Source organism: Campylobacter concisus, assembly GCF_003048595.2.
Classification (GTDB): Bacteria; Campylobacterota; Campylobacteria; order Campylobacterales; family Campylobacteraceae; genus Campylobacter_A; species Campylobacter_A concisus_L.
Genome location: NZ_CP049270.1, coordinates 1,812,826 through 1,837,150, shown reverse-complemented (window position 1 = coordinate 1,837,150; position 24,325 = coordinate 1,812,826). Strand labels below are relative to the sequence as shown.

At 38.9% G+C, this 24,325-nt stretch carries 23 protein-coding genes, 5 tRNA genes and 2 pseudogenes; 15 read left to right on the top strand and 15 right to left on the bottom strand.

Annotated elements, in window-relative coordinates; translation table 11 throughout:
* Positions 1-222: 222 nt before the first annotated feature.
* From CVT15_RS09520 to CVT15_RS09510, 3 genes are read right to left on the bottom strand one after another with little or no spacing between them, the layout of a single operon-like run.
* A complete protein-coding gene (locus CVT15_RS09520) occupies positions 223-1,347 on the bottom strand; it encodes a cytochrome d ubiquinol oxidase subunit II (RefSeq protein WP_103577178.1) in 1,125 nt (374 codons plus the stop codon).
* Positions 1,340-2,875 (bottom strand): cytochrome ubiquinol oxidase subunit I, encoded by a 1,536-nt coding sequence (locus tag CVT15_RS09515; protein ID WP_103577179.1) that lies wholly within the window; start codon positions 2,873-2,875, stop codon positions 1,340-1,342. Before CVT15_RS09515 ends, CVT15_RS09520 begins: the two co-directional genes overlap by 8 nt.
* A gap of 1 nt (position 2,876) precedes the next feature.
* Entirely contained in the window at positions 2,877-3,092 is a 216-nt protein-coding gene (locus CVT15_RS09510) for a DUF4492 domain-containing protein (RefSeq protein ID WP_021091886.1), read from the bottom strand.
* Between the two features lie 125 nt (positions 3,093-3,217).
* On the opposite strand from CVT15_RS09510, the gene CVT15_RS09505 reads away from it, so the two are divergent.
* A complete protein-coding gene (locus CVT15_RS09505; RefSeq protein ID WP_103577180.1) occupies positions 3,218-4,852 on the top strand; it encodes a CTP synthase in 1,635 nt (544 codons plus the stop codon).
* 193 nt (positions 4,853-5,045) lie between these two features.
* Here CVT15_RS09505 and CVT15_RS09500 read toward each other — a convergent pair whose 3' ends face one another.
* Complete coding sequence (locus tag CVT15_RS09500; RefSeq protein ID WP_103577181.1) at positions 5,046-5,480, bottom strand: RidA family protein; 435 nt, start codon at positions 5,478-5,480, stop codon at positions 5,046-5,048.
* 309 nt (positions 5,481-5,789) lie between these two features.
* Here CVT15_RS09500 and recJ point away from each other — a divergent pair, with 309 nt between their 5' ends.
* From recJ to CVT15_RS09480, 4 genes and pseudogenes are all read left to right on the top strand, one after another.
* Positions 5,790-7,364, top strand: a complete 1,575-nt coding sequence (recJ, locus tag CVT15_RS09495; protein WP_103577182.1) for a single-stranded-DNA-specific exonuclease RecJ — start codon at positions 5,790-5,792, stop codon at positions 7,362-7,364.
* 225 nt (positions 7,365-7,589) lie between these two features.
* Positions 7,590-8,774, top strand: coding sequence for a TonB-dependent receptor plug domain-containing protein (locus CVT15_RS09490; RefSeq protein WP_196373529.1), 1,185 nt, complete (start codon positions 7,590-7,592; stop codon positions 8,772-8,774).
* Between the two features lie 35 nt (positions 8,775-8,809).
* Positions 8,810-9,595: pseudogene (locus tag CVT15_RS09485) on the top strand (TonB-dependent receptor domain-containing protein); the annotation flags it as partial.
* A 187-nt stretch (positions 9,596-9,782) separates the two neighbouring features.
* A complete protein-coding gene (locus CVT15_RS09480) occupies positions 9,783-10,367 on the top strand; it encodes a hypothetical protein (RefSeq protein ID WP_103576630.1) in 585 nt (194 codons plus the stop codon).
* 36 nt (positions 10,368-10,403) lie between these two features.
* On the opposite strand, the gene CVT15_RS09475 is transcribed toward CVT15_RS09480, so the two are convergent.
* From CVT15_RS09475 to CVT15_RS09450, 6 genes are all read right to left on the bottom strand, one after another.
* A complete protein-coding gene (locus CVT15_RS09475) occupies positions 10,404-11,036 on the bottom strand; it encodes a protein-L-isoaspartate(D-aspartate) O-methyltransferase (RefSeq protein ID WP_103576629.1) in 633 nt (210 codons plus the stop codon).
* A 60-nt stretch (positions 11,037-11,096) separates the two neighbouring features.
* Entirely contained in the window at positions 11,097-11,864 is a 768-nt protein-coding gene (locus tag CVT15_RS09470; protein WP_087586560.1) for a carbon-nitrogen hydrolase family protein, read from the bottom strand.
* Positions 11,865-12,353 (bottom strand): hypothetical protein, encoded by a 489-nt coding sequence (locus CVT15_RS09465; protein ID WP_087586561.1) that lies wholly within the window; start codon positions 12,351-12,353, stop codon positions 11,865-11,867.
* Complete coding sequence (locus tag CVT15_RS09460; protein WP_009494790.1) at positions 12,343-13,365, bottom strand: ribonucleotide-diphosphate reductase subunit beta; 1,023 nt, start codon at positions 13,363-13,365, stop codon at positions 12,343-12,345. The genes CVT15_RS09465 and CVT15_RS09460 overlap by 11 nt, the downstream gene beginning before the upstream one ends.
* A 71-nt stretch (positions 13,366-13,436) precedes the next feature.
* Entirely contained in the window at positions 13,437-14,561 is a 1,125-nt protein-coding gene (locus CVT15_RS09455; RefSeq protein WP_107898106.1) for a PepSY-associated TM helix domain-containing protein, read from the bottom strand.
* A 217-nt stretch (positions 14,562-14,778) separates the two neighbouring features.
* Positions 14,779-14,854 (bottom strand) — tRNA-Ala (locus CVT15_RS09450).
* Positions 14,855-14,959: 105 nt separating this feature from the next.
* Here CVT15_RS09450 and CVT15_RS09445 point away from each other — a divergent pair.
* The 8 genes and pseudogenes from CVT15_RS09445 to CVT15_RS09410 form a co-directional block, all read left to right on the top strand.
* Positions 14,960-15,034: transfer RNA gene (locus tag CVT15_RS09445), tRNA-Gly, on the top strand.
* A gap of 8 nt (positions 15,035-15,042) precedes the next feature.
* Positions 15,043-15,129 (top strand) — tRNA-Leu (locus tag CVT15_RS09440).
* Between the two features lie 6 nt (positions 15,130-15,135).
* Positions 15,136-15,209 (top strand) — tRNA-Cys (locus CVT15_RS09435).
* Between the two features lie 32 nt (positions 15,210-15,241).
* Positions 15,242-15,397 carry a hypothetical protein gene (locus tag CVT15_RS09430; protein ID WP_180998589.1) on the top strand — a complete coding sequence of 52 codons (156 nt, stop codon included), beginning with the start codon at positions 15,242-15,244 and terminating at the stop codon, positions 15,395-15,397.
* Between the two features lie 59 nt (positions 15,398-15,456).
* A tRNA-Ser gene (locus CVT15_RS09425) sits at positions 15,457-15,546 on the top strand.
* Between the two features lie 157 nt (positions 15,547-15,703).
* Complete coding sequence (locus tag CVT15_RS09420; protein WP_103576624.1) at positions 15,704-16,972, top strand: site-specific integrase; 1,269 nt, start codon at positions 15,704-15,706, stop codon at positions 16,970-16,972.
* Positions 16,973-17,057: 85 nt separating this feature from the next.
* On the top strand, positions 17,058-17,564 hold the full coding sequence (locus tag CVT15_RS09415) for a hypothetical protein (protein WP_087586579.1): 507 nt from the start codon (positions 17,058-17,060) through the stop codon (positions 17,562-17,564).
* 105 nt (positions 17,565-17,669) lie between these two features.
* A pseudogene (locus tag CVT15_RS09410) lies at positions 17,670-18,674 on the top strand (tyrosine-type recombinase/integrase); the annotation flags it as partial.
* A gap of 213 nt (positions 18,675-18,887) precedes the next feature.
* Here CVT15_RS09410 and CVT15_RS10195 read toward each other — a convergent pair.
* Both CVT15_RS10195 and CVT15_RS09405 read right to left on the bottom strand, forming a co-directional pair.
* Positions 18,888-19,022: a hypothetical protein gene (locus tag CVT15_RS10195; RefSeq protein WP_258033168.1), complete on the bottom strand. Its 135-nt coding sequence runs from the start codon at positions 19,020-19,022 to the stop codon at positions 18,888-18,890.
* A gap of 46 nt (positions 19,023-19,068) precedes the next feature.
* Entirely contained in the window at positions 19,069-19,278 is a 210-nt protein-coding gene (locus tag CVT15_RS09405; protein ID WP_103576301.1) for a hypothetical protein, read from the bottom strand.
* Positions 19,279-19,512: 234 nt separating this feature from the next.
* Here CVT15_RS09405 and CVT15_RS09400 point away from each other — a divergent pair, with 234 nt between their 5' ends.
* The gene (locus CVT15_RS09400) at positions 19,513-20,439 is read left to right on the top strand and encodes a site-specific integrase (RefSeq protein WP_230853935.1); all 927 of its coding nucleotides are present in this window, start codon (positions 19,513-19,515) and stop codon (positions 20,437-20,439) included.
* 780 nt (positions 20,440-21,219) lie between these two features.
* Here the strand turns inward: CVT15_RS09400 and CVT15_RS10190 are convergent.
* Together CVT15_RS10190 and CVT15_RS10185 are read right to left on the bottom strand one after the other, a co-directional pair.
* A complete protein-coding gene (locus CVT15_RS10190) occupies positions 21,220-21,498 on the bottom strand; it encodes a CHAT domain-containing protein (protein ID WP_087586660.1) in 279 nt (92 codons plus the stop codon).
* 23 nt (positions 21,499-21,521) lie between these two features.
* Positions 21,522-21,755, bottom strand: a complete 234-nt coding sequence (locus CVT15_RS10185) for a CHAT domain-containing protein (RefSeq protein WP_159070256.1) — start codon at positions 21,753-21,755, stop codon at positions 21,522-21,524.
* 346 nt (positions 21,756-22,101) lie between these two features.
* Between CVT15_RS10185 and CVT15_RS09385 the strand changes: the two genes are divergently transcribed.
* Positions 22,102-23,268 (top strand): MFS transporter, encoded by a 1,167-nt coding sequence (locus CVT15_RS09385; RefSeq protein WP_159070257.1) that lies wholly within the window; start codon positions 22,102-22,104, stop codon positions 23,266-23,268.
* A gap of 294 nt (positions 23,269-23,562) precedes the next feature.
* Here the strand turns inward: CVT15_RS09385 and CVT15_RS09375 are convergent, their stop codons facing one another.
* Positions 23,563-24,324, bottom strand: coding sequence for an alpha/beta hydrolase (locus CVT15_RS09375; RefSeq protein ID WP_103576553.1), 762 nt, complete (start codon positions 24,322-24,324; stop codon positions 23,563-23,565).
* Between the last annotated feature and the right edge of the window lies 1 nt (position 24,325).

Below are 24,325 nucleotides of genomic sequence, written 5' to 3'. Positions count from 1 at the left end.
AAATTTCACACAGAACTAACGCTTATATGAAAAGTGGCTTAAGTAAATTTATAAAGAAGTCGTTTTAAAGAGTAAAAAAAGAAGAATTTAGGAGCAAAAGCCCCTAAATTTTAGTTATTTGCTTCAAATTTCTTTAAAGCAAATAGTACAAATTTGTAGCTAGCAAACAATGTCACTGGCCAAAGTATCAAAAAAATTCCTGCTTCTAACATCTTTGTATCCTTAGTATGCGTGATGATCGTTTTTGATCTCGTCTTGCGTGATCTTCTTGCTATCTATCGCTCGCCAAACGACGATGATATAAGCAAGCACTACTGGCACTAGCAAACTAACATAGGCCATAACGCCAAGCGTATAGTGGCTAGAGCTTGCATTTTTGATAGTTAGCGAGCTAGAAAGGTCGCTAAATGACGGATAAAACGCAGTACCATTTAGGCCTGTTATCAAAAATAGTGCGGTTACAGCTAGCGTAACGCCAAGGCCATAAGCAAAAATTCCACGTATGCTTTTTGTAAATGCCCCTTGGAAAATTCCAACAAGTACCAAAAGAACGCCAATAAGCAGTAGCGCGCCAACGATAGGCATTTCGATCAAATTTATAGCGTATTTGTAAGGCATAAGGCTAACTACGCCATTTGCGTCGTATGCAAAGCCATCTTTTGTAAGTATCCACGCAAGAAATCCTAAGAAAAATGGCAAGAATAGCACGGTATTAACAAGCAGTTGCTTTCTGGCGTTTTGTATAAATTCGCCGTCCGCGATGTTATTTATAAGGTATAAGCAGCCGCCTACGCGAGATAGGAAAAACATCGCTATGCCAAGCAAGTACAAGTAAGGATTTGCCAAAGCTTCAAGGCCGCGAAACGGAGTCTTCCACTCGACAAAGTTGTGCTCATTTAGCACAAAGTCACTTCCGCTAAAAAATGTACTAACCGCCATGCCAATAAGGATAACGCCAAGTGAGCCATTTATGAAAAGGAAAATTTCATAAGTTCTAGCGCCTAAGAAGTTATCAGGCTTTTTGCGGTACTCGTAGCTTACAGCTTGGATGATAAAGCAAAATAAAATAGCCAGCCAAACCCAGTAAGCGCCACCAAAACTCGTAGCGTAAAATAGCGGGAACGCCGCAAAGCACGCGCCTCCAAACATAACAAGCGTCGTAAATGTAAGCTCCCATTTTCTACCGATAGAATTTATGAGCATATCTTTTTTAATCTCGTCCTTGCCAAGGCTAAAGATGAGCGTTTGACCACCTTGAACAAACATCATAAAGACTAAAAGTCCGCCAAGAAGGCTAACTATAAACCACCAATAAATTTGTAAATTTTCTAAGCTTAAACTATGCATGGTCGTTAAATCCTATCTTTATTTGCTTAAGCATGATTTTGATCTCGGCAATCAGCAAGACCGTAAATAAAACAGCAAATAATGTAAATGAAATTTTGACATTTGAGTCAGATAAATTTGTAGCTCCTACGCCAACGGTCATGAGATCTTGTATCACCCAAGGCTGACGGCCGACCTCTGCTACTATCCAGCCAGCTTCAGCTGCGATGTAGCCAAGCGGTATGGTAAAGAGGCAGATCCATAAAAATGCTCTTATGTTTTCAAATTTATATTTTCTTGAGAGATTTAGATAAAGAGTGATAGCAAAAAGAGCTATGAAGTAAGTACCAAGAGCAACCATGATGTGGAAGCTATAAAATGTAAGTGCAACTGGTGGCACAGCTTCTTTTGCGTCTTTAAGATAGCCATATCCTAAGAAATTTAGGTTGCTTTCTAAATTTGAAAGCGAGCTTTTCATCAAGCTCTCGTCATTTGCTTTTTTGGCTTCTTTGTAGTTTTTAAGAGCTTCGATAGCTACTTTACCCTTTGCCATCTTCTCTTCGACGCTTATTAGATTGTGCTCATTATTGCCATAAAGTAGGTCGTCAATGCCTGGTGTAAATGAGTCTAGTTCTCTGTTTGCCATGATGCCAAGCGCATAAGGTACTTTTATCTCAAACAAAAATGCATCGCTTTCATCGCCAAGCTTTTTAGCTGGGTTTAAAATACCAGCGGCAACTAGACCAGCGTTTTTCTCGCCCTTATAAAGTCCCTCCATGGCTGCAAGCTTCATAGGCTGCTTTTGAGCTACAAAATATGCGCTCTCATCGCCGCTAAGTAGCAAAAATACCGATGTGATAAGTCCAAATGCGCTAGCAACGACGATACTTTTTTTAGCTAGTAATATGTGGCGTTTTTTGATTAAAAACCAAGCAGAAATTCCTATCACAAAAAGAGCTGAGATAGTGTAGCCGCTAGTTACTGTGTGTAAAAATTTACTAATACCAAGTGGATTTAGCGCTACTTCGAAGAAATTTTCCATCTCCATTCTAGCGGTATCTGGGTTAAATTTCATGCCGATAGGATATTGCATCCAGCCATTTGCGATCAAGATCCAAAGTGCGCTTAAATTTGAACCAATCGCAACAAGCCAAGTTGAAAGTAGGTGAAATTTTTTGCTGACTTTATCCCAGCCAAAAAACATAATGGCAAAAAATGTACTCTCCATGAAAAATGCGAGCAAGCCTTCAATAGCAAGTGGAGCGCCGAATATATCGCCGACAAACCAGCTGTAATTTGCCCAGTTTGTACCAAATTCAAACTCCATGATGATGCCAGTAGCAACGCCGATAGCGAAATTTATACCAAAGAGCTTTAGCCAAAATTTCGTTATCTCAAGCCAGACTTTATCGCCGGTTTTAACATATATCGTCTCCATAATGGCGATGATAAAACTTAGCCCCAAAGTAAGTGGGACAAACAAAAAGTGGTAAATGGCAGTCAGCGCAAACTGAGCCCTAGACCAATCAACAAAATCCATCTCAGACATTTTATTCCTTTATTAGATTACGAATAACAAATTCGCTTTTTTCTTCGTCGGTTTGAAATTTGGTATTAAGAGTCTCGTTAAAGATGAAGGCTTTTAAAATTCCAAACATGATGATAAGCTTTATTATTATGAGAAGCCATAATTTTTTGCCTATTTTCATATTTTTAAAGCCCTCTATATATAAAGAGGCAATGATGTTTAGGTAGTTTTTTATCATAGTTTTTGAAGTCTATAACAAAAAGACTTAAAGAATAATTTTTAAAATTTATACGATTAATGCCTTACTAAATATTTAAGGGGTATAATCCGCAATTAAAAAATAAATAAATTTAAGGAAATTTAATGGCAAAAGAGACGAAGTACATTTTTATCACAGGTGGTGTTTTAAGCTCACTTGGAAAAGGCATCGCAGCTGCGTCTATCGCGACTCTTTTAAAAAATTCCGGACTAAAAGTAAGTGTTTTAAAAGCTGATCCATATATCAACGTAGATCCTGGCACGATGAGCCCGCTAGAACATGGCGAAGTTTTTGTCACAGACGATGGTGCAGAGACAGATCTTGACCTTGGCCACTATGAGAGATTTTTAGATGAGAGCCTAAGTCAAGATAATAACTTCACAACGGGTAGAGTTTATAGCTCGGTCATCGAAAAAGAGCGCCGTGGCGACTACCTTGGAAAGACTATTCAAGTTATCCCTCACATCGTTGGCGAGATAGTTGATCGCATCAAAAAGGCAGGCGAGGGCAAAGATGTGCTAATCGTTGAGATCGGCGGAACCGTTGGCGACATCGAGGGGTTACCATTTTTAGAGGCGATAAGAGCTTTAAGAGTGGAAGTTGGCAAAAAAAGAGCGCTAAATATCCATCTAACGCTTGTGCCATTTATCAAAGTAGCTGGCGAGCTAAAGACAAAGCCAACCCAACACAGTGTAGGCGAGCTAAGACGTATAGGCATAACACCAGATATCATCATCTGCAGATCTGAAATGCCACTAAACCGCGAGCTAAAAGATAAGATAGCAGCAAGCTGTGGTGTTGAGAAAAATTGTGTCATAGAGAGCTTAGACAGCGCAAGTATCTATCAAATTCCACTTTCATTTTTAAAGCAAGACATACTAACTCCAATCGCTGAAAATTTAGGCTTTAATGAGCTAAAACCAGACATGGCAAAGTGGGATAGTCTAGTAAAAAGAATCATAGCTCCAACAAATGAAACTACAATAGCATTTGTAGGTAAATATATCGACCTAAAAGAGAGCTACAAGAGTCTAACTGAGGGCATCATCCACGCTGGAGCAAATTTGGATGCTAGGGTAAATTTACGCTGGATAGATAGTGAAAAGATAGAAGAGAACAATGTAAATGAGCTTTTAAAGGACGTAGATGGCATCTTGGTTGCTGGCGGCTTTGGCGAGAGGGGCGTTTTAGGCAAGATGCAAGCTATAAAATTTGCTCGTGAAAATAAGATCCCTTATCTTGGAATTTGCCTTGGTATGCAGCTAGCACTCATTGAGTTTGCAAGAGATGTTTTGAGCTTAGAAGATGCAAATTCTATGGAATTTGACAAAGAGTGTAAAAACCCTATCATCTATCTAATCGATAGCTTTATCGACGCTCACGGCAAAAAACAGATAAGAACGCACACAAGCCCACTTGGCGGCACGATGAGGCTTGGAGCATATAACTGCGACATCAAACCAAAGACACTTTTAGCTGAAATTTATGGCAATGCAAAGAGTGTAAAAGAGCGCCACCGCCACCGCTACGAGGCAAATCCAAAATATAAAGAAATTTTTGAGAAAAATGGTCTTTTGGTAAGCGGTGAGAGCGATGGACTGATAGAGGCTATCGAGCTAAAAGGCCATCCATGGTTTGTGGGCGTGCAGTGCCATCCTGAATTTACTAGCCGTCTAACTAAACCAAATCCTGTGATATTAGGCTTTATAAAGGCAAGTTTAGAAAACGTCAAATCTTAAATTTAGAGCCTTTGCGCTCTAAAATTTCTCTTTTACTCTCTTAAATTTTACTTTTCACCGTCTTTACTCGCTCAAATTTCACGTCCCGCCACCTTTAAATTTTCTGCTAAATTTACGCTTGCCGATTTTTAAAATTTGCTTTCGTTTTTAGTTCACTGCGTTTTTGAATTTTGCCACAAGACTCAAATTTAGCTCAAAACGAGCGCAAATTTTCGTCCGAGTGGCTTGAATTTTTTTTGGCCACGGCGCTGACACGTATCTCTACGCGCATTTTCGGATCGCCTAGTTTCTCTACTCCAAGGCATGTCCAAAGCGGCGCATGAGTGGGCATGTATTTTTTAAAAAGCTTGGTCATTATGCCGTTTACCGCCGGCTCAAAGCCTACGTGATATGAGTGCACGCTAAAAACATCGTTCCAAGAGGCTCCGACTACGGCCAGCGTGCGTTCTACGTTTTTAAAGGCTTGTTCTATCTCGTCTTTTAAATTTTGCGGGAAATTCCAGCGGTCGTCCCAGCCGCCTTGCCCCGAAATTTCAATGCGGTCGCCTATCACGGCCACTTGTGAGTAGCCGAATTCTTTTAACTGTTTTTCTCCGTATCCAGGAGTCATGTCAAATTTTACGTTCATTTTTCGTCCTTTTTTAAAGACTTCGGTATTTTATATTACGCTTGCTTTGGCGGCGATAAATTTGTAAAGACTATCAATTTAATATAGCCTTCAAACATATCCTTGGCCCTATAAATCCTACTTTTATTTAAAATTATAAGAAATTAAATTTCAAAAAGATATAATCCAAGCATTCAAAATAAAGACGAAAGATTGCGATGAAAAAGAAGTATTTTTATAGCCAAATTTTTGGCAATATGGGTGTAAATTTAAGTAAACAAGTGGCATTAAATAAAGTTGGCAAGTTCTTTAAAAATTCTTGCCAAAACCATGCTAAATAAAGAGGATATAAGGAATTTACTAGCGCATAGATTTTGTAACGACATACATAAAAAAATTAGTGAAATTCCGACACCAAGTGCCTTAAAAGATATATACAAAGGCGCTAACCGCATAAAAGAAGCGATCGAGAAAAACGAGCGTATAGCCATTGTGGGCGATTATGATGTTGACGGTGTGGTTTCGAGCGTAATTTTGGCCGAGTTTTTTGATGATCTTGGCGTGAAAGACTACCTAGTAAAAATTCCAAATAGATTTAAAGATGGATATGGGCTAAACCCTGAGATAATAGACGAACTCTCAGCCGATGTAAGCTTGATTATAACCGTTGATAACGGCATCTCTGCAAACGATGCGGCCATTATCTGCAAAGAAAAAGGCATCGATCTTATTATCACTGATCATCACATGCCACCAGCTGTTCTCCCAGAAGCTTATGCGATCATTAATCCAAAACAAGAAGACTGCAACTTCCCAAATATCGAAATTTGTGGCGCTGAGGTCGCTTGGTATTTGGTTGGAGCGTTAAAGGATGTTTTTGGGCTAAATTATGATATGAGCAAATTTCTAGAGCTTTTAGCTATCGCGATAATCGCTGATATGATGGAGCTAAGAGATATGAATAGAATGCTTGTTCGTCTTGGCATTTGTAAGCTAAATGCGTCTAAGCGTTCCGCATTTCACGCTATAAAAGAGTTTTATGGTAAGGAAAAATTTGAGTGTGATGATATTAGCTTTCTTATAGCTCCGCTTATAAATTCAGCCGGACGCATGGACGATGCGATGAATTCATTTAACTTTTTACGTGCTAAAAGTATCGAGGAAGCCTACAACTATCTTGATATGATCATTGAATTTAACAACTCCAGAAAAGAGGAAGAGCGCCAACTCTTTGAGTGCTCGCTAAAGGACGTAAAAGAAGACGATGAAGTCATTATCACTTGGGGTGAGCAGTGGCACGAGGGTGTGATAGGCATCGTAGCTAGCCGCCTAGCAAAGCACTTTGCAAAGCCAGCTATCGTCTTTAGTATAGATAAAGGCCGTGCAAAAGGCAGCGCTAGAAGCATTGGTAAGCTCGATATATTATCTCTCATAGCAAGCCACGAAAATTTACTAACAAGCTACGGTGGTCATAAAGGAGCGGCTGGACTTACACTTACGCCTGAAAATTTGGTGAAATTTAAAGAAGCGATAAATAAAAGTTGCTCATGCCTAAATATGCAAGAGTGCAAAAGCTCGGACGAGTTACTTGGTGACATAATGCCAAGCGAGATAGACTTTGAACTGCTTGAAATTTTAGAATTTTATGAGCCGTATGGACAGAAGAATCCTCGCCCAGTATTTAAGATAAAAAATGCTCTTGTTAAAAACGAAAGACTTATAGGAAGAGATCAAAACCACTTAAAGCTCATCTTGCAAAAGGATAATAAAACGCTTGAGGCTCTATTTTTTAACTTTACAAGACATGCTAGAGTGGGCGAGATGATAGATATTATCTTTTGTATATCAAAAAATTCATTCCGCGGACTTGTTACTCCACAGCTACTTATAAAAGAGATTTTATAAATTTTATCTCGGTTTTATAATGCTAAATTTTAACAAAACCGAGATTGCTTCGGTTTTAATTCACCAAAATTGTTTCTTTATATATTTAATGCAGTCTAACTAAAATAATACTATTTGAGTCAAATTTCTGTATTGTAAAATTAATGTTATATAAATATTTATACTTTATTTAAGTTCATTTTTACTTTAATTTTAATTTTAAATATTAATTTCATAGGACTAAACATGAAAATTTCTTACGTTTTAGCATTTGCTTTAGTACCAAATTTAATGCTTGGTGCTGAGGAAACGATAGACCTGGCTCCGGTTACCGTTTCTGCAAAGATACAAAAATCCATTCTTGAAGAACCTACAAAGGCTCAAATAGTGGGCAAAGGCGCGATACTGGAAAACAGCGACATCGCTAAATCGCTTTTAAATTTGAGCGGCTTTACAATGGAGCGTAAGGGCGGAGGCGGCAGCGAGGTTTATTATCGTTCGCAGACGGCGGCTAGGCTGCCGGTGCTGATCGACGGTAGCACTCTAAACGGCGGTTGCGGTATGCGCATGGATACGCCAATCACTTACATCTCGGCTCAAAACTACAGCTCGGTTCGCATCGTAAAAGGCCCGCAAGACGTCAGATACGGCGCGCTCATTAGCGGCGGTATATTTTTCGATAGAGAGATAGCAAGGCTGTCAAAACCGAGCTTCGGAGGAAACGTAAGCGTGCTGGGCGGCAGTTTTAGAAGATTTGAAACTGCCGCGGACGTAGCGGCGGGTAACGAGCTAGGAAGCCTAGAAATTTCTGGCGGACACTACCAGAGCGGCGACTATAAAAGCGGCGGTGGGCAGAAAATGCATACGCACCATAAACGCAACAGCGTCTCGCTAGTGGGTACGCTAACGCCCACGGATACTACGGCCTTACAGTTAAGCGCGGATCTGGGTAATGGAGAAGCGGCGTATGCCGATAGGATGAGAGACGGCGTGCAGTTTGACCGCAAGTCTTTCGGACTAAAATTTGAACAAGACGTCGGCGAGCACAAGATCAGGCTAAGCTCGTATTATCATCAAATCGATCACATAATGGATAACTTTACCATGCGTCCGGTGCGTCCGATAGTGCCTGGTAACGCAATGGGCAGAGGATATAGCATCAGTCACCCGATACGAGATATGTACGGCTTTAAGCTAGAAGGCGAGTTAAATTTCGATAATCTAACAAGCTATCTTGGCGCTGGGTACTCTGAGGATGTATTTAAGTGGAGAGGCGCCGGAAGCGGTATGGCGGGCGTATCTAAAGCCAAAATGGACGCTGCCCTATCAAAGCCGCACGCAAAAGAGCGCAAGGTAACGTATAAAACGATCTACACTCAAGACGAATACGTCCTTGAAAACGACTACGGGCTTTTGGCGGACTTAGGCTAGACGTCGGCGAGAGAAAGCAATTACTAACGCATAAAAGTAGAAGCGAAAATTTATTCTCAGGCTTTTTTAGATACGAAAAATATCTGCAAAATTTAACGCTTTATGCAGGGCTAGGGCATGCACAAAGACTGCCTGATCACTGGGAAACAAATAAGGACCCGAACTTAGAGCTACGTAAAGAAAAAAATACTCAGCTGGATTTTGGCGCAGTGCTAAAAGATAAAAATTACGAACTAAGCGCGAATTTTTTCGTCTCAAAGATGGATGATTACATAATGATAAAATATAGTCCTATGGGTATGTCTTCAAATGTATTTAATACCGATGCTTTACTATACGGCGGCGAGATCGAGGGCGACACGCTACTAGCCGATATGTTTAGGCTGGGTGCCGGCGTATCCTATGTCTACGGCAAAGTGACTAAAAACGCGGGCGGCCTAAAAGACGGCGACGCGTTGCCTAAGGTTTCTCCTTTAACGTTTAAACTAAGCGCCGGACTAGAAAAGCCAGACTGGTTCGTCAAAGCCGACTTCTACGCTAACGCGTCGCAAAACCGCGCGCAAAAAGGCTACGGCGACGTGGGTGGCATGGATCTTGGCAAGAGTGATAGCTTCTGGACGCTGGGGCTAAGCGCGGGCTATAAATATAAAAATTATCAATTCTTGCTAGCGGCGGAAAACCTAAACGACGCCAAATACGCCTATCATAACTCAAAAGGCGGCTACGGCGGCGGTATCGCAGGCTACGAGACTATCCCTAACGGCACGAGGCTTTATGAGCCTGGCAGAAGCTTTTGGGCGAAATTTAAAGTGCATTTTTAGGGCGTAACTTAATAAATTTGGCATGGCTATGGGCTTAGGATTTGCCCTAAAGCCGTGCTAAATTTAAGTATTTTTACTCTTATCTTCTTAATAATACTCACACTTACTATATTTACCATCAGTAATAAATTTATAGCCAAATTAAAAGCTTAGATGTAAAATCTCAGAAATTTTTTAAAGGAGAGGTATGAAAAATTTACTTGTAAAATCAAGCTTGGTTCTAGCTTTGGTAAGCTCAGTGGCACTAGCTCAAGGTGCATTTGTTGGTGGTGAGGGTGATTATTCGTTTAACTCAAAAATCAAAACAAAAAACATAGCAAGTAGTGAGAGAAATAACTTCAAAAAAGGTCACTATGGTCTTGGCTTTTATGGTGGTTATGATTTTGACAGCTATAGAGCGTATGGCGGTTATTATTATGACTTTAAAGCCAGGAAAAATGCTGGCGAATCAGACGCAAAATGGAGTAAACACAAGCTTTTAGCCGGTGCCGACTATACACCAAACATCACTGAAAATTTTAAAGCCGTTCTTGGCGGATACACAGGTCTTGGCTACTTGAGCGTTAGAGAGAGATTTAATAACGAAACAAGTAAGAAAAATTTTAAAGGCTTGCTAGTTGGTGCAAAAGCGGGCGGTATCTACTCATTTGATGAACATAACGCGATCGAGTTTGGCTTAAAAGCTGATAAGACTTTTTATAAGAAAAATAGCGGAGCTCAGCTAAGAGATACAACTATAGGAATTTATACAGGCTATACTTATAAATTCTAACATTTAGGCAAGGCTTAGGCTTTGCCTTATTTTGGGCTACTCTCTACCTTCAAGAAGTGGCACAAAAAGGCACTCATCCAAGTACTCTTTTTCTAAATTCCCATCTTTATCTTTTTTAAATTTAGCGATAAATTGTTTGCCATCTTTTTTCATTGGAGCGACCAAGATACCGCCATTTTTTAGCTGTGCAAATAAATTTGGTGAGATCTCGTCAGCAGCAGCCGAGAGCAAGATACGGTCAAACGGTGCGTAGCTTCGCCAGCCGTTGTTTCCATCATCATATCTTACGTGCACGTTTCTGATTTTTAGCGTTTCAAAGCGTTTTTTCGCCTCCATAGCTAGCTTTTCTATACGCTCGACGCTAAAAATTCTATGCGCAAGTTTGCTTAAAATCGCTGCTTGATAGCCACTACCGCAGCCTATCTCTAGGATGTTATCCATATTTTCGCACTCTAGTGCCATTGTCATTTTTGCAACGGTTAGCGGTGAGCTGATCCATTGATTGCCCAGTATGGGCTGCGCGTCAAGTTTATAAGCATGTGCAGTAATTGGTACAAAAATTTCACGCTCAGTGGTAGCTATCGCATCGAACAAAAGCGGACTTAGTGTGATCTCATCGGCTATATCGCTAGCTAAATTTTGGCATTTTATCGCTTCTAGTTGGGTCAAAATTTATATCCTAAATAAAAATTAAATCGTTATTATACGATTTAAAACTTATCTTAAAATTTATAAAATCCCTAAATTCGTCTTGATCTCTTTTATTAAATTTGTATCAAATATCGTTTCTTTAACAAGTGTGCCATTTGGTAAAAATACCCCAGCAACTTCTAATGCAAGTGAGCTTGAGATCATGACGTAGCAGTTGTTTGCGATAGCTAGAGCCTTGCAAAGGCTAAGGTAGGCGTCCTCTCTAGCCTTGCCCCACATGGCTGGCACCATGATGATGTCGCATCCTCTTAGCTTTGCCCAAAGCCTGCTATCACGCAGCTCAAAGCATATCAGCACGCCAAGCTTTAGCCCTTTAAATGTAAATGTATTTATATCGCTCACCTCGCCAGCAGCAAAGATCTCATGCTCTAAATTTGGCCTAAAAAGCTCAGCCTTAAACTGCGAATGAAAGACGTTATTTGAGTTAAGAAGCAAAAATTCGTTATAAATTTTTGGCTGGTGCGGATTTAGATTTGAAATTTGAGCGAGCCCTGCGCTTTTGTTTAGGCTGCTAAGGTGCGTAAAACCAAGAAATTTATCTGGACTAAGTGCCTCTTGTAAGCGTTCAAGTAGCATCGCATCAAAGCTGCCTATCATGCCACCAAGCATCGCTTTGTTCGCCCCTGCAAAAAAGCCGTCAAAGTCATATCCGCTGATGCAAAGCTCGCTTGCAAGAATGAGTGAGTTTTCAGGTGCAGCCTCAACTAAATTTGCAAGCTCCTCTAGGCGATCCGTTGCATTTTTTGCCTTTAAAGTTAGGCTTATTAGGTTTAAATTTTCGCTCATTTATTTTCCAAATACAAATGTCATAGGCTTTTCGTCATGGCAGTCTTTTGGAATTTTATAGTTTATATCCGTACCACCGATGTTTGGTGTGGCTTTTAAAATAACGCTTATAGCTGTGATTTTATCATCGCGCTTGGAGAGTGGGTCATTAAAAACCCAGACCTCAAAGCCAAGACCTCTATCCTCATCATGTGAAACCACTCTTACCTCTTTTAGGTCTTTTGCTTCAAAACCGCACTGTTTGTTTATGCCAAGCATCACGTCATTTCCTAGCACAGATCCTAGCGATGCGAAACTTGGTGCAAGTTCACCATTTGGCATCTCTTGATAGACTTCCGCTTGGTTTGTCTCTTTTACCTTGACAAGCTTGTAGGCATAGAAATTTTCTAGATTATTTTTATTTGCTTGATCAATTATCCTTTGATTATTATTTGCACAACCTATAAAAAGCACGCAGGCAAGGGCTAAAATGCCATTTTTAAAAGTCATCAAAGCTGATACTTCCCTTACTGTAGTTTGTCACTTTTGCTTCAAAGAAATTTGACTTTTGGTCGTTAAATTTCGCAAAGTCATCGACCCATTTGATCGGGTGAGCGACGTTGTATTTGCGTTTTAGACCGATCGCAACTAGACGTTGATCAATGAGATAGTGGATATACTGCTCGATGATATCGTCGGTAAAGCCCATTATTTGGTTTTGGGTGATGTATTTGCCCCATTTGATCTCTAAATTTCCAGCTTTTTCAAACATATCATAAATTTTTGCCTCAGTCTCAGGCGTAAAGAGGTCAGGTCTCTCTTTGCGGACTGAATTTATCATGTTTTGAAATAAAAGCAAGTGCGTGATCTCGTCGCGTTGTATGAAGCGGATCATTTGAGCTGAGCCTAGCATCTTGCCAGCGCGAGCTAGAGCGTAGATCGCTGTAAAGCCGCTGTAAAAATAGATACCCTCTAAAATTTGATTTGCAACCATCGCAAGAAGTAGCTTCTCGTCAGTCACTTCGCCCGCAAGCTCTTCATAGACGCTTGAGATATAGTCGTTTTTCTCACGTAAGACATCGTCGTGCTTCTCCATCTCGTAGATGAGGTCGGTGTTGTCACAGATCGCTTCGACCATAACGGCGTAAGACTTGCTGTGGTTTGCCTCTTCGTAGGCTTGGCGGCTTAGCACGGCGTTGATCTCTGGCGCGGTGATGTAGGGGTTGATATTGTCAGCTAGGTTGTTTGTCTGAAAGCTATCCATCGAGATGAGCTGGCTCCAGACGAGATCGTACATGCGTTTTTCAGCCTCTGTGAGGTTATAGGCGTAGTCGCGCACGTCGTCGGTGGTGTCGACCTCTTTTGGAAACCAGGTGTTTGCCTCCATGAGGTCCCAAAGCTTTAACGCCCACTCGTATTTTGCCTTGGTGAAATTTAAAATGCCGTGTGGGTTGCCGTTAAAGACTCTTCTGTCTGTCAAATTTTCATTTGAACTTGGGTTGTAGATACGTTTTCTATTCATAAATTTCTCTCTTGTTTGTAGTAAAAATTTCTCAAAATCTTACCCAAAGCAAGGTAAAAATTTACTTTTATTTAGAGTGCCTTAGTCCTTTTTATGGTCATTAAAAAGCCAGTTATGATTAGTAAAACCGCGATCACACATGATACGGCAAAGACGATCTGACCGATCTCGCCAAACATCTCGCCGGTGTGCAGGCTAAGCACTTTGCGGCCAGCTTTTTTGGCCTCTGGAATGCTTTCAGCCTTGCTAATAAGCTTATTCTCTTTGATCTTACCAGCGCTCGCGTCAAGCTTTAGTTTGCCCACTTGGCTTTCACTTGTTTCGTAGTTTATAGTGTAGGTAGTTTGATTATTTTCAGGTACGTTTATCGTGAGCGATTTTAGCTCTAGCGTGACATTTTCTTTAAAAATTTGCTCCGCAGTCTCTATCTCTTTAAATTTCTCATCGCTTATTGGGATCAAATTTCTTTGAGGCATAGACTTTTTCATCTCGCTTGGCTTTAGGTCAAAAAATATGCTATTTACACTGCTTCTGACCCAGTCATAAGACCAGTAAAGACCAGTTAGCGACATCACTACAAGCAAGATCGCAACGTAGGTGCCAAGGCTCGTGTGGAGGTTGTAAAAGCAGGCGTAGCCTTTTGCGTTTGGCTTGATTTTTAGCGAATTTAAGAAATTTCGCTTGATCGCTGGGGCATAGAGGATGAGTCCACTGATAGCAAGCAGGGCCATGATGATAGAGCTAATGGCAACTATTTGTTTGCCGATATTAGCTGAGATCTTGCTATCAAGTAAAGCAAGGCCTAAATTTCTGTGAAGACTTAATATAATGATACGAAATTTCTCACCCCAGTCCTCGCTGATCACCTTGCCACTTCTTGGATCTATAAAGAAATTTAATTGTTTTTTATCCTTTGTAATGCTTATACGATAAGCTTCATTTGCTCCACCTATTTGTAAACTTTCAAGCGTATCAAATTGAATCTCACTTTTTGCTTTAGCTAGGAGTTCATTTAAAATTAAATTCGCTTTTTCGCTAGGAACTAAGTTTATAAAATTTTTATTTATCGCACTTTTGATCTCTTCTCTATAAGACGCAAATGGGGCTGAAAGAGTCATGAATATTAGCGGAATAGCCGCAATTAGTCCAATTATTAGGTGGATGTTGAAAATGATTTTTCCTCGTTTTAAAAACATTTTTTTCCTTTAAATTTTAATAGCGAATATTATTTTATTTTTTGTTAAAGCAAGATAAAAATTTATAAAATTATTTTTTAGTTATTAACTTTTGCTAATATTGATAGGGGTCTTAATATCAATTATTTATTAAATTTTTACATATTAGCATCTTATTTTTTGGTAAAAAGTTATTTTTGCAGTAAGGTATAAATAATGATAGATGTATTTAGATTTATGGTGGAGTTAAGCGGGATCGAACCGCCGACCTCTTGAATGCCATTCAAGCGCTCTCCCAGCTGAGCTATAACCCCAAATAGATTTTGGTATTTTATCTTTTTATGGCTTACAATATTTTGAAATTCGTTTTAGTAAAATAAAATTTTAAGCAATTTTTGGATAATATTGCAAACTTTAACGCGGGAATAGCTCAGGGGTAGAGCACAACCTTGCCAAGGTTGGGGTCGCGAGTTCGAATCTCGTTTCCCGCTCCATTAACTTAGCCCGAGTGGCGGAATGGTAGACGCAAGGGACTTAAAATCCCTCGGTAGTTTTTACCGTACCGGTTCAAGTCCGGTCTCGGGCACCACGATATGGCGACATGGCCAAGTGGTAAGGCATGAGCCTGCAAAGCTTTGATCCCCGGTTCGAATCCGGGTGTCGCCTCCAAACTTCAAAAATAACTACTCGAAGGAATAACAGTGAGAAATTTATTTTTAGTAGCTTGTATAGCATTTTTTGTAGCTGGTTGTTCAAATACTTGGCATGGTGTAAAAGAAGATACTCATAATGCTAAAGAATGGACCAAAGAAAAGATAAATGATGGAGCTACATATATTAAAGAAAAAACAGAGTAAATTTTAGAGATTATAGTAAATTTTAAGCAAAGTTGGTTATAATCACAAATCTTTTAATTCGGGAGATGGCTGAGCGGTCGAAAGCGGCGGTCTTGAAAACCGTTGAGGTGTGAAAGCCTCCTGGGGTTCGAATCCCTATCTCCCGGCCACAACCACTCTTAAAATATATCTTCAGATATCTGTATTTCAGCATTTTTAAGCAGCCTATATCACCATATTTTCGTCTCAAATTTCGGACGATTTTATTTTGTTACACCGAATTTGGATTTCTGTTACATCGTTTACTTATTAGATTAGGAGTTTGCAATGACTTCTAAATTAATAACTCGAATCAAAAATAGACCAAGCTACTACTATTTCGATAAGGCTTTGAAAAATGATAAAATTATCACCGTCAAATATTGTCTATTTACGGACAATGAGTTTGAGGCCAAAGCCATCGCTTTAAAAATAAAAAACGAAGCCGATAATAGACGTAATTCTGCTCAAACCAAAAAATTTATTGATTTACCGTTAAGATACAAGATACGCACCATTCAAAAAAATATTAAAAACAAATCGCATCGACTATCGACGACCGAATATAAAGAAATATTTGAAAAAGTTATATCGGGTATTTATGGGATTACCAAAGCCGACAACGATATGTTTGTCAATAGAAAAGAATGTCAAGAAAACGATAGGCCAAAGAAAACACAAAAATCGATAAAATTTACGGATATAGCATCCAGATACGCTCAAAACGAAAGTAAGAAGTCAAATAGTAAAAATACTGGATACTATCAGAGAGTAGCCAAAGCACTTGACATTTATTTTAAGCACAAGCAGATAACCCAAATTTCTTATCAGGACTGCGAGGATCTTCAATTACATCTCTTAAATAATAAAAAGCTTAACAAAAAGACTATCAATAACTACACGTGCTACGCAAGTAGAATGTTTGACTATGCTATCAAAATAGGCCTTATATCTCAAAACCCGTTTAAGCTTTTAAGCTCGTTTAAAATTTCCAAAGATCAAAAATCGCCGAAGGATAATTTTAGTATGGATGAACTCGTTAAAATTTTTAAGACGGATAAAAAAGAGCTTAAAGATTATATGGCGTTTGCCTTACATACTGGACTTAGGCTTAGCGAAATTTGGAGCTTAGATGAAAGTAGCGTAAGCGAGCGAGACGGCATTAAATTTATCAAAGTTCAAACTGCCAAGCAAAAAGGCGGAGACGTTAAATTTAGAGAGCTGCCGATACATAAAAATATATATCGTCTAAGCGATATGAAGTGGATAACGAAAATAAAAAAAGGCAAAAGCGATTGTAATTATTTTGGAAAAAGGCTTAACAAACATATTCATGCCGTTTTACCGGACTCCAACGTAAGCTTTCACAGACTGAGGGCGAATTTTGCGTCTGCTATTAAAAACTATTGCCTAGAAAACGGATTTACGGACGTTACCTCTGTTTTGCTCGGTCACACTACTGATCTAGCAACAGACGTATACGCCAAAGATATCTCCCTAAAAGCAAAGCTAAAGGCAATGGATGGATTAAATGTATTTTCCGATTTACGCCAATAAAGAATTTACTTGAATATCTTCAGTCTATTTTGTATAATGGGCTAAAAAACGAGGCAGAGAATGAAAAAAGAGATTTTAAATTTACTTGACGAAAAAAAACGTAGACTTCGGTAGGCTTTTTGAGTTTTACTCTGGCATAAAAAAGGCTTTTATAAACAAAACAGACAATATCGAGATGGGCTTTATCGGAAACGCCCTAGATAAGGAGCAGCTTGAGAGAGATATGGACTATTGCGTAAAGAGTTACACCAGAAATACAAAAGACAAAGATAAATGGCTAAAAAGAGCGGATATTTTAAAAAAATTAAACGACTCAATGCCTACCAAATATTACATTCAAGTCGTTTTCAAAGATACTGCAATGAAAATTCAAAGCGTCATGAATTCGGTTAACGAACTTGATGTGCAAAATGAGCCGAAAACAAGCGTAATAGATCTTAAAAATTACGATATACCCGAAGAAGTAATAAAGTACGGCATTTTAACGGATGAAAAAGTAAAAGGCGGCAGATTTATCAATAACCGATTTGTACCCGACAATATTGCAGGGTACTTAGAGAGCGAAACGCTTAAAAAATTACCGAAAAAGTAAAAAGAGCTTTTACCGAAAAATCAAAAGCTAGAAATTAGTATAAATTTGAAGACCATATGCAATAAATTTATAGAGCGCGAATGCGATAAATGACGATACACGCAAGAAACAATGCAAAGATACATAAAAGACGTGAACCGACTAATTGAATATATGGAGGAAAATAAAATATACAAGATTGAAGAATTAGATGTAGATGAATTTCAAAACCATATATTTACAAAAAAAGATGCAAAAGGTAAAACAATAAGTAGAAAAACATTAAATAATATAATAAGTAGGTTAAGAATTTTTTTCAACTATATAGTATTAATAAAGCAAGTAAATAATAATCCGTTTGAAAAACTTAGCAACTATAAAGTGGATAAAAACACAACGGATAAAAGAAATTTTACCCTTGAAGAGCTCAAAAAGATATTCAGTGGCAAATATGATAATGCACGCAAAGAAATTTTAGACTGTTTAAGATTTCTACTATTAACCGGCATAAGAACTGAGGAATTTTATAATTTAAATAAAGATAGTTTTTGCACGGATTGTAATCATCCGTTTTTAAAGGTAAAAACTGCGAAGCAAGGTGACGGAAATGTGTTTTATAGAAATGTACCTTTACATCCATTATTGAAAGACCTTTATAAACACAGCTGGGTTGCAAAAATTAAAAAAGTATATTCAAACAAAGGAACTCTATCAAAAGCTCTCAATGCCGAAATAGATAAGGTAATAAAAGATAATACGGTAAGCGTCCATAGACTTAGAGGAAATTTTGCTAACGCGATCGATGAGTGGCTGGTTGTTGCTGGCTTTAAGGACTATGTAGGTACGGATAAGAAATTGCTCGGGCATTCGGAAAATTTAAAAAAAGACGATATCGAAGATCAAGTAAAACATAAAATAACCAAAACTATACTGGGTTATGCACCCGATATGACGCATGGTACATATGCGAAGTCCGAATACATGGATGCGAAAATTTTGGCGATACAAGGACTTGGCGCCTTTAAAAATATTTTTGAATATTTGAATATCCCAAAAAATCAAATCGGATACGTAAAACCTAGAAAATCTAGAAAAACAAAAAATAAACCCATTGCCATGATTGCAAAATGAAATAAGACACCGTAATCTGCCGAATTTTGATAAAACTTAGTATGTAGACGTGGGTATAAAATCGGTTTTTCGGTTTAACTGGTAGTCGTAAGCCCAAATTTAAGGCTAAATTATAACCAAATAGCCCTGCTATTATGGCAAATAGTTCGCTTCCGGCTACTAGCTCGGCTCCGTCTTTTATATCCCTTAGCACGGGTTTTATGGAGGCTAGTTTTATTTTTGAACTTGCGGTTTTTCGCCTTTGCTCGGCCCTTCGGCAGCTTTTGCTATGCTTGCGTATTTTTTTATCGTTTCTATTACGTTTTTGATCTCGGCAGGCAAATTTTCGTCAAGCTTTTCAGGAATCAAAACGTATAAATTTTCCTTGCTTCTAGTTAATAAAACATAAATTTTTCTATAAAATAGCTTGCGGTCGTTTTTTAGCGTCGTTTGTAGAAACAGCCATGGTTAGCACGTCTATGTTTTTATCTTTTGGCAAGGCGTATTCTTTTATGGCCTCGACCAATTTCTTACTATTGCTTAAAACTACGCTAGTTTCGTTTACGGGTAAGAACTCTAAAATGCCTCTAAGCTGTGCAAAGTCATCCATCGCCCTTATATTCAAGCTTCCATCTTGCAGTACGCATTCGATATCTTCCAGAAAGCTTTTATCTAGGTAAAAGCTGTTTTTATAGTAGGTATTTTAAATGATGAAATAAGACAAGAATATGAGATAGTACCATGCTCCGCCAGCCAAAGAAATGCAGAGAGCAAAGAGACCATTACACTAAAAACAGCATTTGAAAATTTTATAGCAAATACTAACATTAGCCAAAAGTGGTCAAATAGCACTATGGATTTGGTAAATATAGTAGGAAACATACTATTTAAATTTTTTAACCCAAACAAAGAGATCACAGCCATATCACGAGATGATTTACTTAAATTTAGAAATACTTTAGCTCTCATACCAACCAAGCTAAATCAAAAAGCCAAATATAAAGACAAAAGCCTAGAGCAAATCATACACATAGGCAAAAACGATCCTAAGCTATCACAAGTAACTATACAAAAGTATATGATAAGGGTTATTCAGTTCTTTAAGTATTGCTATAACAGCGACTACATAAGTAAGAGCATTGTAAATGACCTAAACGTAAAAGTAGAGATAAATCCGATGGAGCACAAGGTGCTACCTTATAGCAAGGAAGAGGCTAATGCTATCTTTAAAATAGTCCAAAATTTTAAAGATATAAACAAGTCGCCAAGCAAGCGGATAAACGCAAATGATCTATACTATATAACTATGATAGCAGCATATAGTGGCATGAGGATAAATGAGATAGTTCAGCTAAGAGCACGTGACATTGTGCAACACAATAATGTGCTTTGCTTTAGTATAAATAGAGATGATGGCAAGAGTACTAAAAATATAAATTCCATAAGGCTCGTGCCAGTGCATAGCAAGCTAATAGAGTTTGGACTAATGGAGTTTGTAAAACAAAAAGCTAGTGCGAATAAAAGAATCTTCAAAGTAAGTAACAAAGACTTTTCAGAAATTTTTAGATCACAAATACAACGAAAGCTAATAAGTAGCGACAAACAAAAGACTTTTTACTCGTTTAGGCACTATTTTATAGATACGCTTGTCCAACAAGAAGTAGAGCCAAATATCATAGCTCAAATAGTAGGACATGAGAAGCAGTATAAAATTTTACTTGGAACATATGCTACAAATATAAATGCTATTGTATTAAAAGCAAAAGTCGAAATGGTAAGTTACTAATATATCTCATAATACATTTTATTACGTAACTTTACTTCACTATACGTGTTTTACGTGGTTTTACCTAGGTATACTTGTTTTACTTCACTATACCCTACTATACTTAACCTAACTTCACTTAACTATACTTCACGTGACTTCACTATACGTAAAATACGTATACTTACTTTGCTATACGTAATTTACGTTACTATACTTAGGTATGCCTATTTTACGTAGTTTTACTTTGGTATACGTGCTTTACCTTACTGTACTTCACTATACGTGTTTTACGTGGTTTTACCTTATGTAACATTACGTAAAATTATGCCACCATACACTTTAATTATCTAGATTCACCCCTATTAAGCATCAACATTTTTTATATGTTGATAAATAAACTTACTTAGCAAGCTCGGGCTGAGCTTGCTGTAAGGTCTTAGCCAGACGGGCAAAATTTTTATTTGGAAAACAAAGCTTAGGCAAAACTTTTTTACTAAAGATGACCTTTATCGATAAGAGGTCTAAGTTTTACCTTGAAAAATTTATTTTTGCTATTTAAGAATATCCGAATACATTAATACATAGACACTTAAAAAAGTTGATATAAACAAACAATAGTAAACTACTAAAATTTATTTTTAATAAATTTATACCTAGACATATTACTGAAGTAGATAAAACATATAAAAATCTCATTTAAAAATTTAAAACATTGAAAGTATAAGAAGGCACGATGTCACAAAGCATTATTGCGACATCGCTTTAGGTTATGATTTTGCGGTTTGGTGAGTTATCGTATTACTCTCCGCTCATTATAAAAGCGGCCCAGTAAAACGGATGTTTGCCTTCCTTGATCATCTTGATCTTTGCATTTCTTAGAACTTCGTTAAATTTCTTTTCATTACCTTTGGTATCGGTATAAAATTCTCTTATTAGCTCCACCGTACTACTGTCATCTACAGACCACAGGCTCATTAGCACATTTTTAGAGCCAGCTTGTATAAATGTCTTAAGCAGACTTGCCACAGAGCTCGTGTCTTTAACGTCTACTAGGCCTGTTTCGCATGCAGATAGCACAACCAGATCGGTTCCATCTAGGCTTAGTCCAGATAGTTTAAGTGCATTACAAGACCTTCGCCAGTTTGTTGTTTTATACCTATATTTGCACCGCTAAGCGCAACTCCTGATTTTAGCATAGGGTTTGTTATGTTCTCATCACTTATGAAGTATCCGTGTGTAGTTATATGTAGGATCTTTGGAGACCTTACTGCTAGTATGTTTTCTTCGCTTGCATTTTCTCTAATACCGAATTTTAGTAGGTTGCTAGATGACAAGCCAAATGAAATAAAGGATGAAATGAAAAGTAAAATAGCCGGCAAAGATAGTATAGGAATAGGCTTTTAGTTGGATTGGTTTTTGATTTCGAATATAAAGTTACCAAAATTTTTAGTCAGCATATTTAATAAGCTTCTTTTTTGCCAACATATACCAAGTTATATAATGTGCGAGCTGGTTACACCAAATCTGAGCGTATACCTAGATCTTTTTTGTACTTTGGTAATGCGGCCGAATTTTGTCAAAAGTTCTTAAAATATAAAAATTTATCCCCTAAACGTCAAAATATTCTTGATAACACCTATCCATTTAAATATAATCTAACTAAAAAATTAAAGGATAAATTTGCTTTACAGGTCGCTAACTGTGCTTAGCCTTTGCATCGCGCAGTTTATTTGCATCGGATTTTTCGGCGAGGGGCTCGTTAGCATCCTGCGTCAAGACGGTTTTAGTTTAGAGCGCGTCGGCACGCTTAGAGGGCTTGGACTTTTCGCGGTTTTGGCTTTTTTGTGGTCGCCGTTTATCGACGCTATAGCGCTAAAAATAGGCGGTTACAAAAAGATTATCCTAGCCTTTCAGTGCCTTACTTTGGCGATTTTATATGTGGTTTCGCTTCTAAATCCGCGCGACGATTTACCTGCCGTAATCGCTTTAGCGGTGCTTTTGGCCTTTATCTCGGCCACCTGGACGATGACGTCGAACGCATTTTTTATTAAAATTTCAAACAGTTCGAATTTAAGCTTCACAAACGCCCTCAAGCTTAGCGGCGGATTGATAGGACACGTATCCGGTAACGGCCTAACGCTCGTAATCTACGCAAAATTCGGCTGGAGCGAGGCGAATTTATTCTTGACGTCTTTGATAGCGGTTTCCTTGCTTAGCCTTGCTTTCTTTAAAGAGCCTGAGCGCGTAAATGTCGGCGAGGGGCTGGATTTTAGGGCGATGTTTGGCTTTTTTAAGGGCAAAAAGGCTTGGCTTAGCGTGCTTTTCGTACAATCTATCGGTATCTGCGCGGCGTTTGGACTGCTTAGCCCGATGCTCGTAGATATCGGCTGGAAGCTGGAAGATATCGGCGAGGTCTTGCACATATACGGCACGATATTTGGCTTCGCGGGTGCGCTCGTGGCGGGCTTTGCGGTAAAAAAACTAGGCGCTAAAAGAGCCTTTTTATACGCCGTAGCGATGCAGACGCTAGGCATCCTGGCCATCTGGTTACCTATCGGCGGCTGGACGGACCGCGCGTCGGTACTTTTTGCTTCGAGCGCGGCGTATGCGGTATATATGGCGCAAGCGACGATAATCTCCACGATGATGATGCAACGTGCCTCGGGACGGCGACCCGCTAGCGAATACGCCGTGCAAAGTAGCCTCAATATGACATTTCAGATATTTTCGTTTTATCTCGGAACGCTTTTGGCGGGGACGTTTGGTTACGGAGCGGTCGTGCTGGGCGCGGCGGCGTTTTGCGTTTTGAGCCTAGTTTATTTTATAAAGATTTATAAATTTATCTAGCGGATTACGATTTTGTGCGATTTAAGTCGCCGTCCAGTACAAAAAACGGCGTAAATTTTATTCCGCAGAGTTTTGCAAATCGCTTTGCAGATTTAGCCCGTGCCGACAATGCGGATTAAACGCACGCAATTTAACCTGAACGCAAGGCCAAATTTAAGTCTCTGGCGCAAAAAAGGCGATAAATTTATCCCGCATCAAGCAAACCTGCCCGCAACAGAAAAACCGCAAAACGAGCTTAAATTTACGCTTAAAACGGCGCAAATTTAGCTCTTAAAATTTACGCAAAAGCCAAATTTACAACCGCTCTTTGATGATCTTTAAAAAATCCAAAAGAGCTTTCGCGCTATGATGAGGCGTGTCCTGGGCGGCGATTAGTTCGCAGTTTGGTAGCATCCTCGACACTTGCGAAGCGACGACAAAAGGCACTTCCTCGTCGGCCCTGGAGTGATACATAAGCACGCTTTGAGGGACATCCTTTAGCTCAAATCCCCACGGCCTAGCTTGGAGCCAGAGGTCAAAGCCGATGCCGTTAAGCTGCGCTTTTATCGCTTCTTTTAGCGTACCCTTAGCCTGCGAGCCGTATTTTTCCCACGCCATTTGCGCCGTATTTTCAGGAGTATTACGCAAAGCGAAATCGTAAATTTCCTTTATGTGCGCATAGTCGGAGTAGCTTGTCAAAAGCTCGGGTGTGGCGTTAAATCCGCTTAGTATAAACACCTTTTTCGCCTCTTTGCAAGCTACAGCCGTAGCGTAGGCGTAAGCCGCGCCCACCGACTCGCCTAGCACGCTAAATTCGCTTAGATTTAAGGCCTTGAAAAGCTCTTTTGAGCGTAAGGCGAATTTTAAAAAACTATCGTCCGCGCTAAAAAGCGAGCTGTCAAAATGCCCGCTTCTGTATATTAAAACGAGCCTTATTTGATTTTTCTCGCAGAAATTTATCAAGGTATTTTGCGGAAAAATCATCAGCGGATGGTGATAAACCAAAACATCCTTAAAATCGCTACCTAAGTCCTCGTAGCTTAGATTTTCGCCGCTTTTAAATTTAAAATTTTTCATC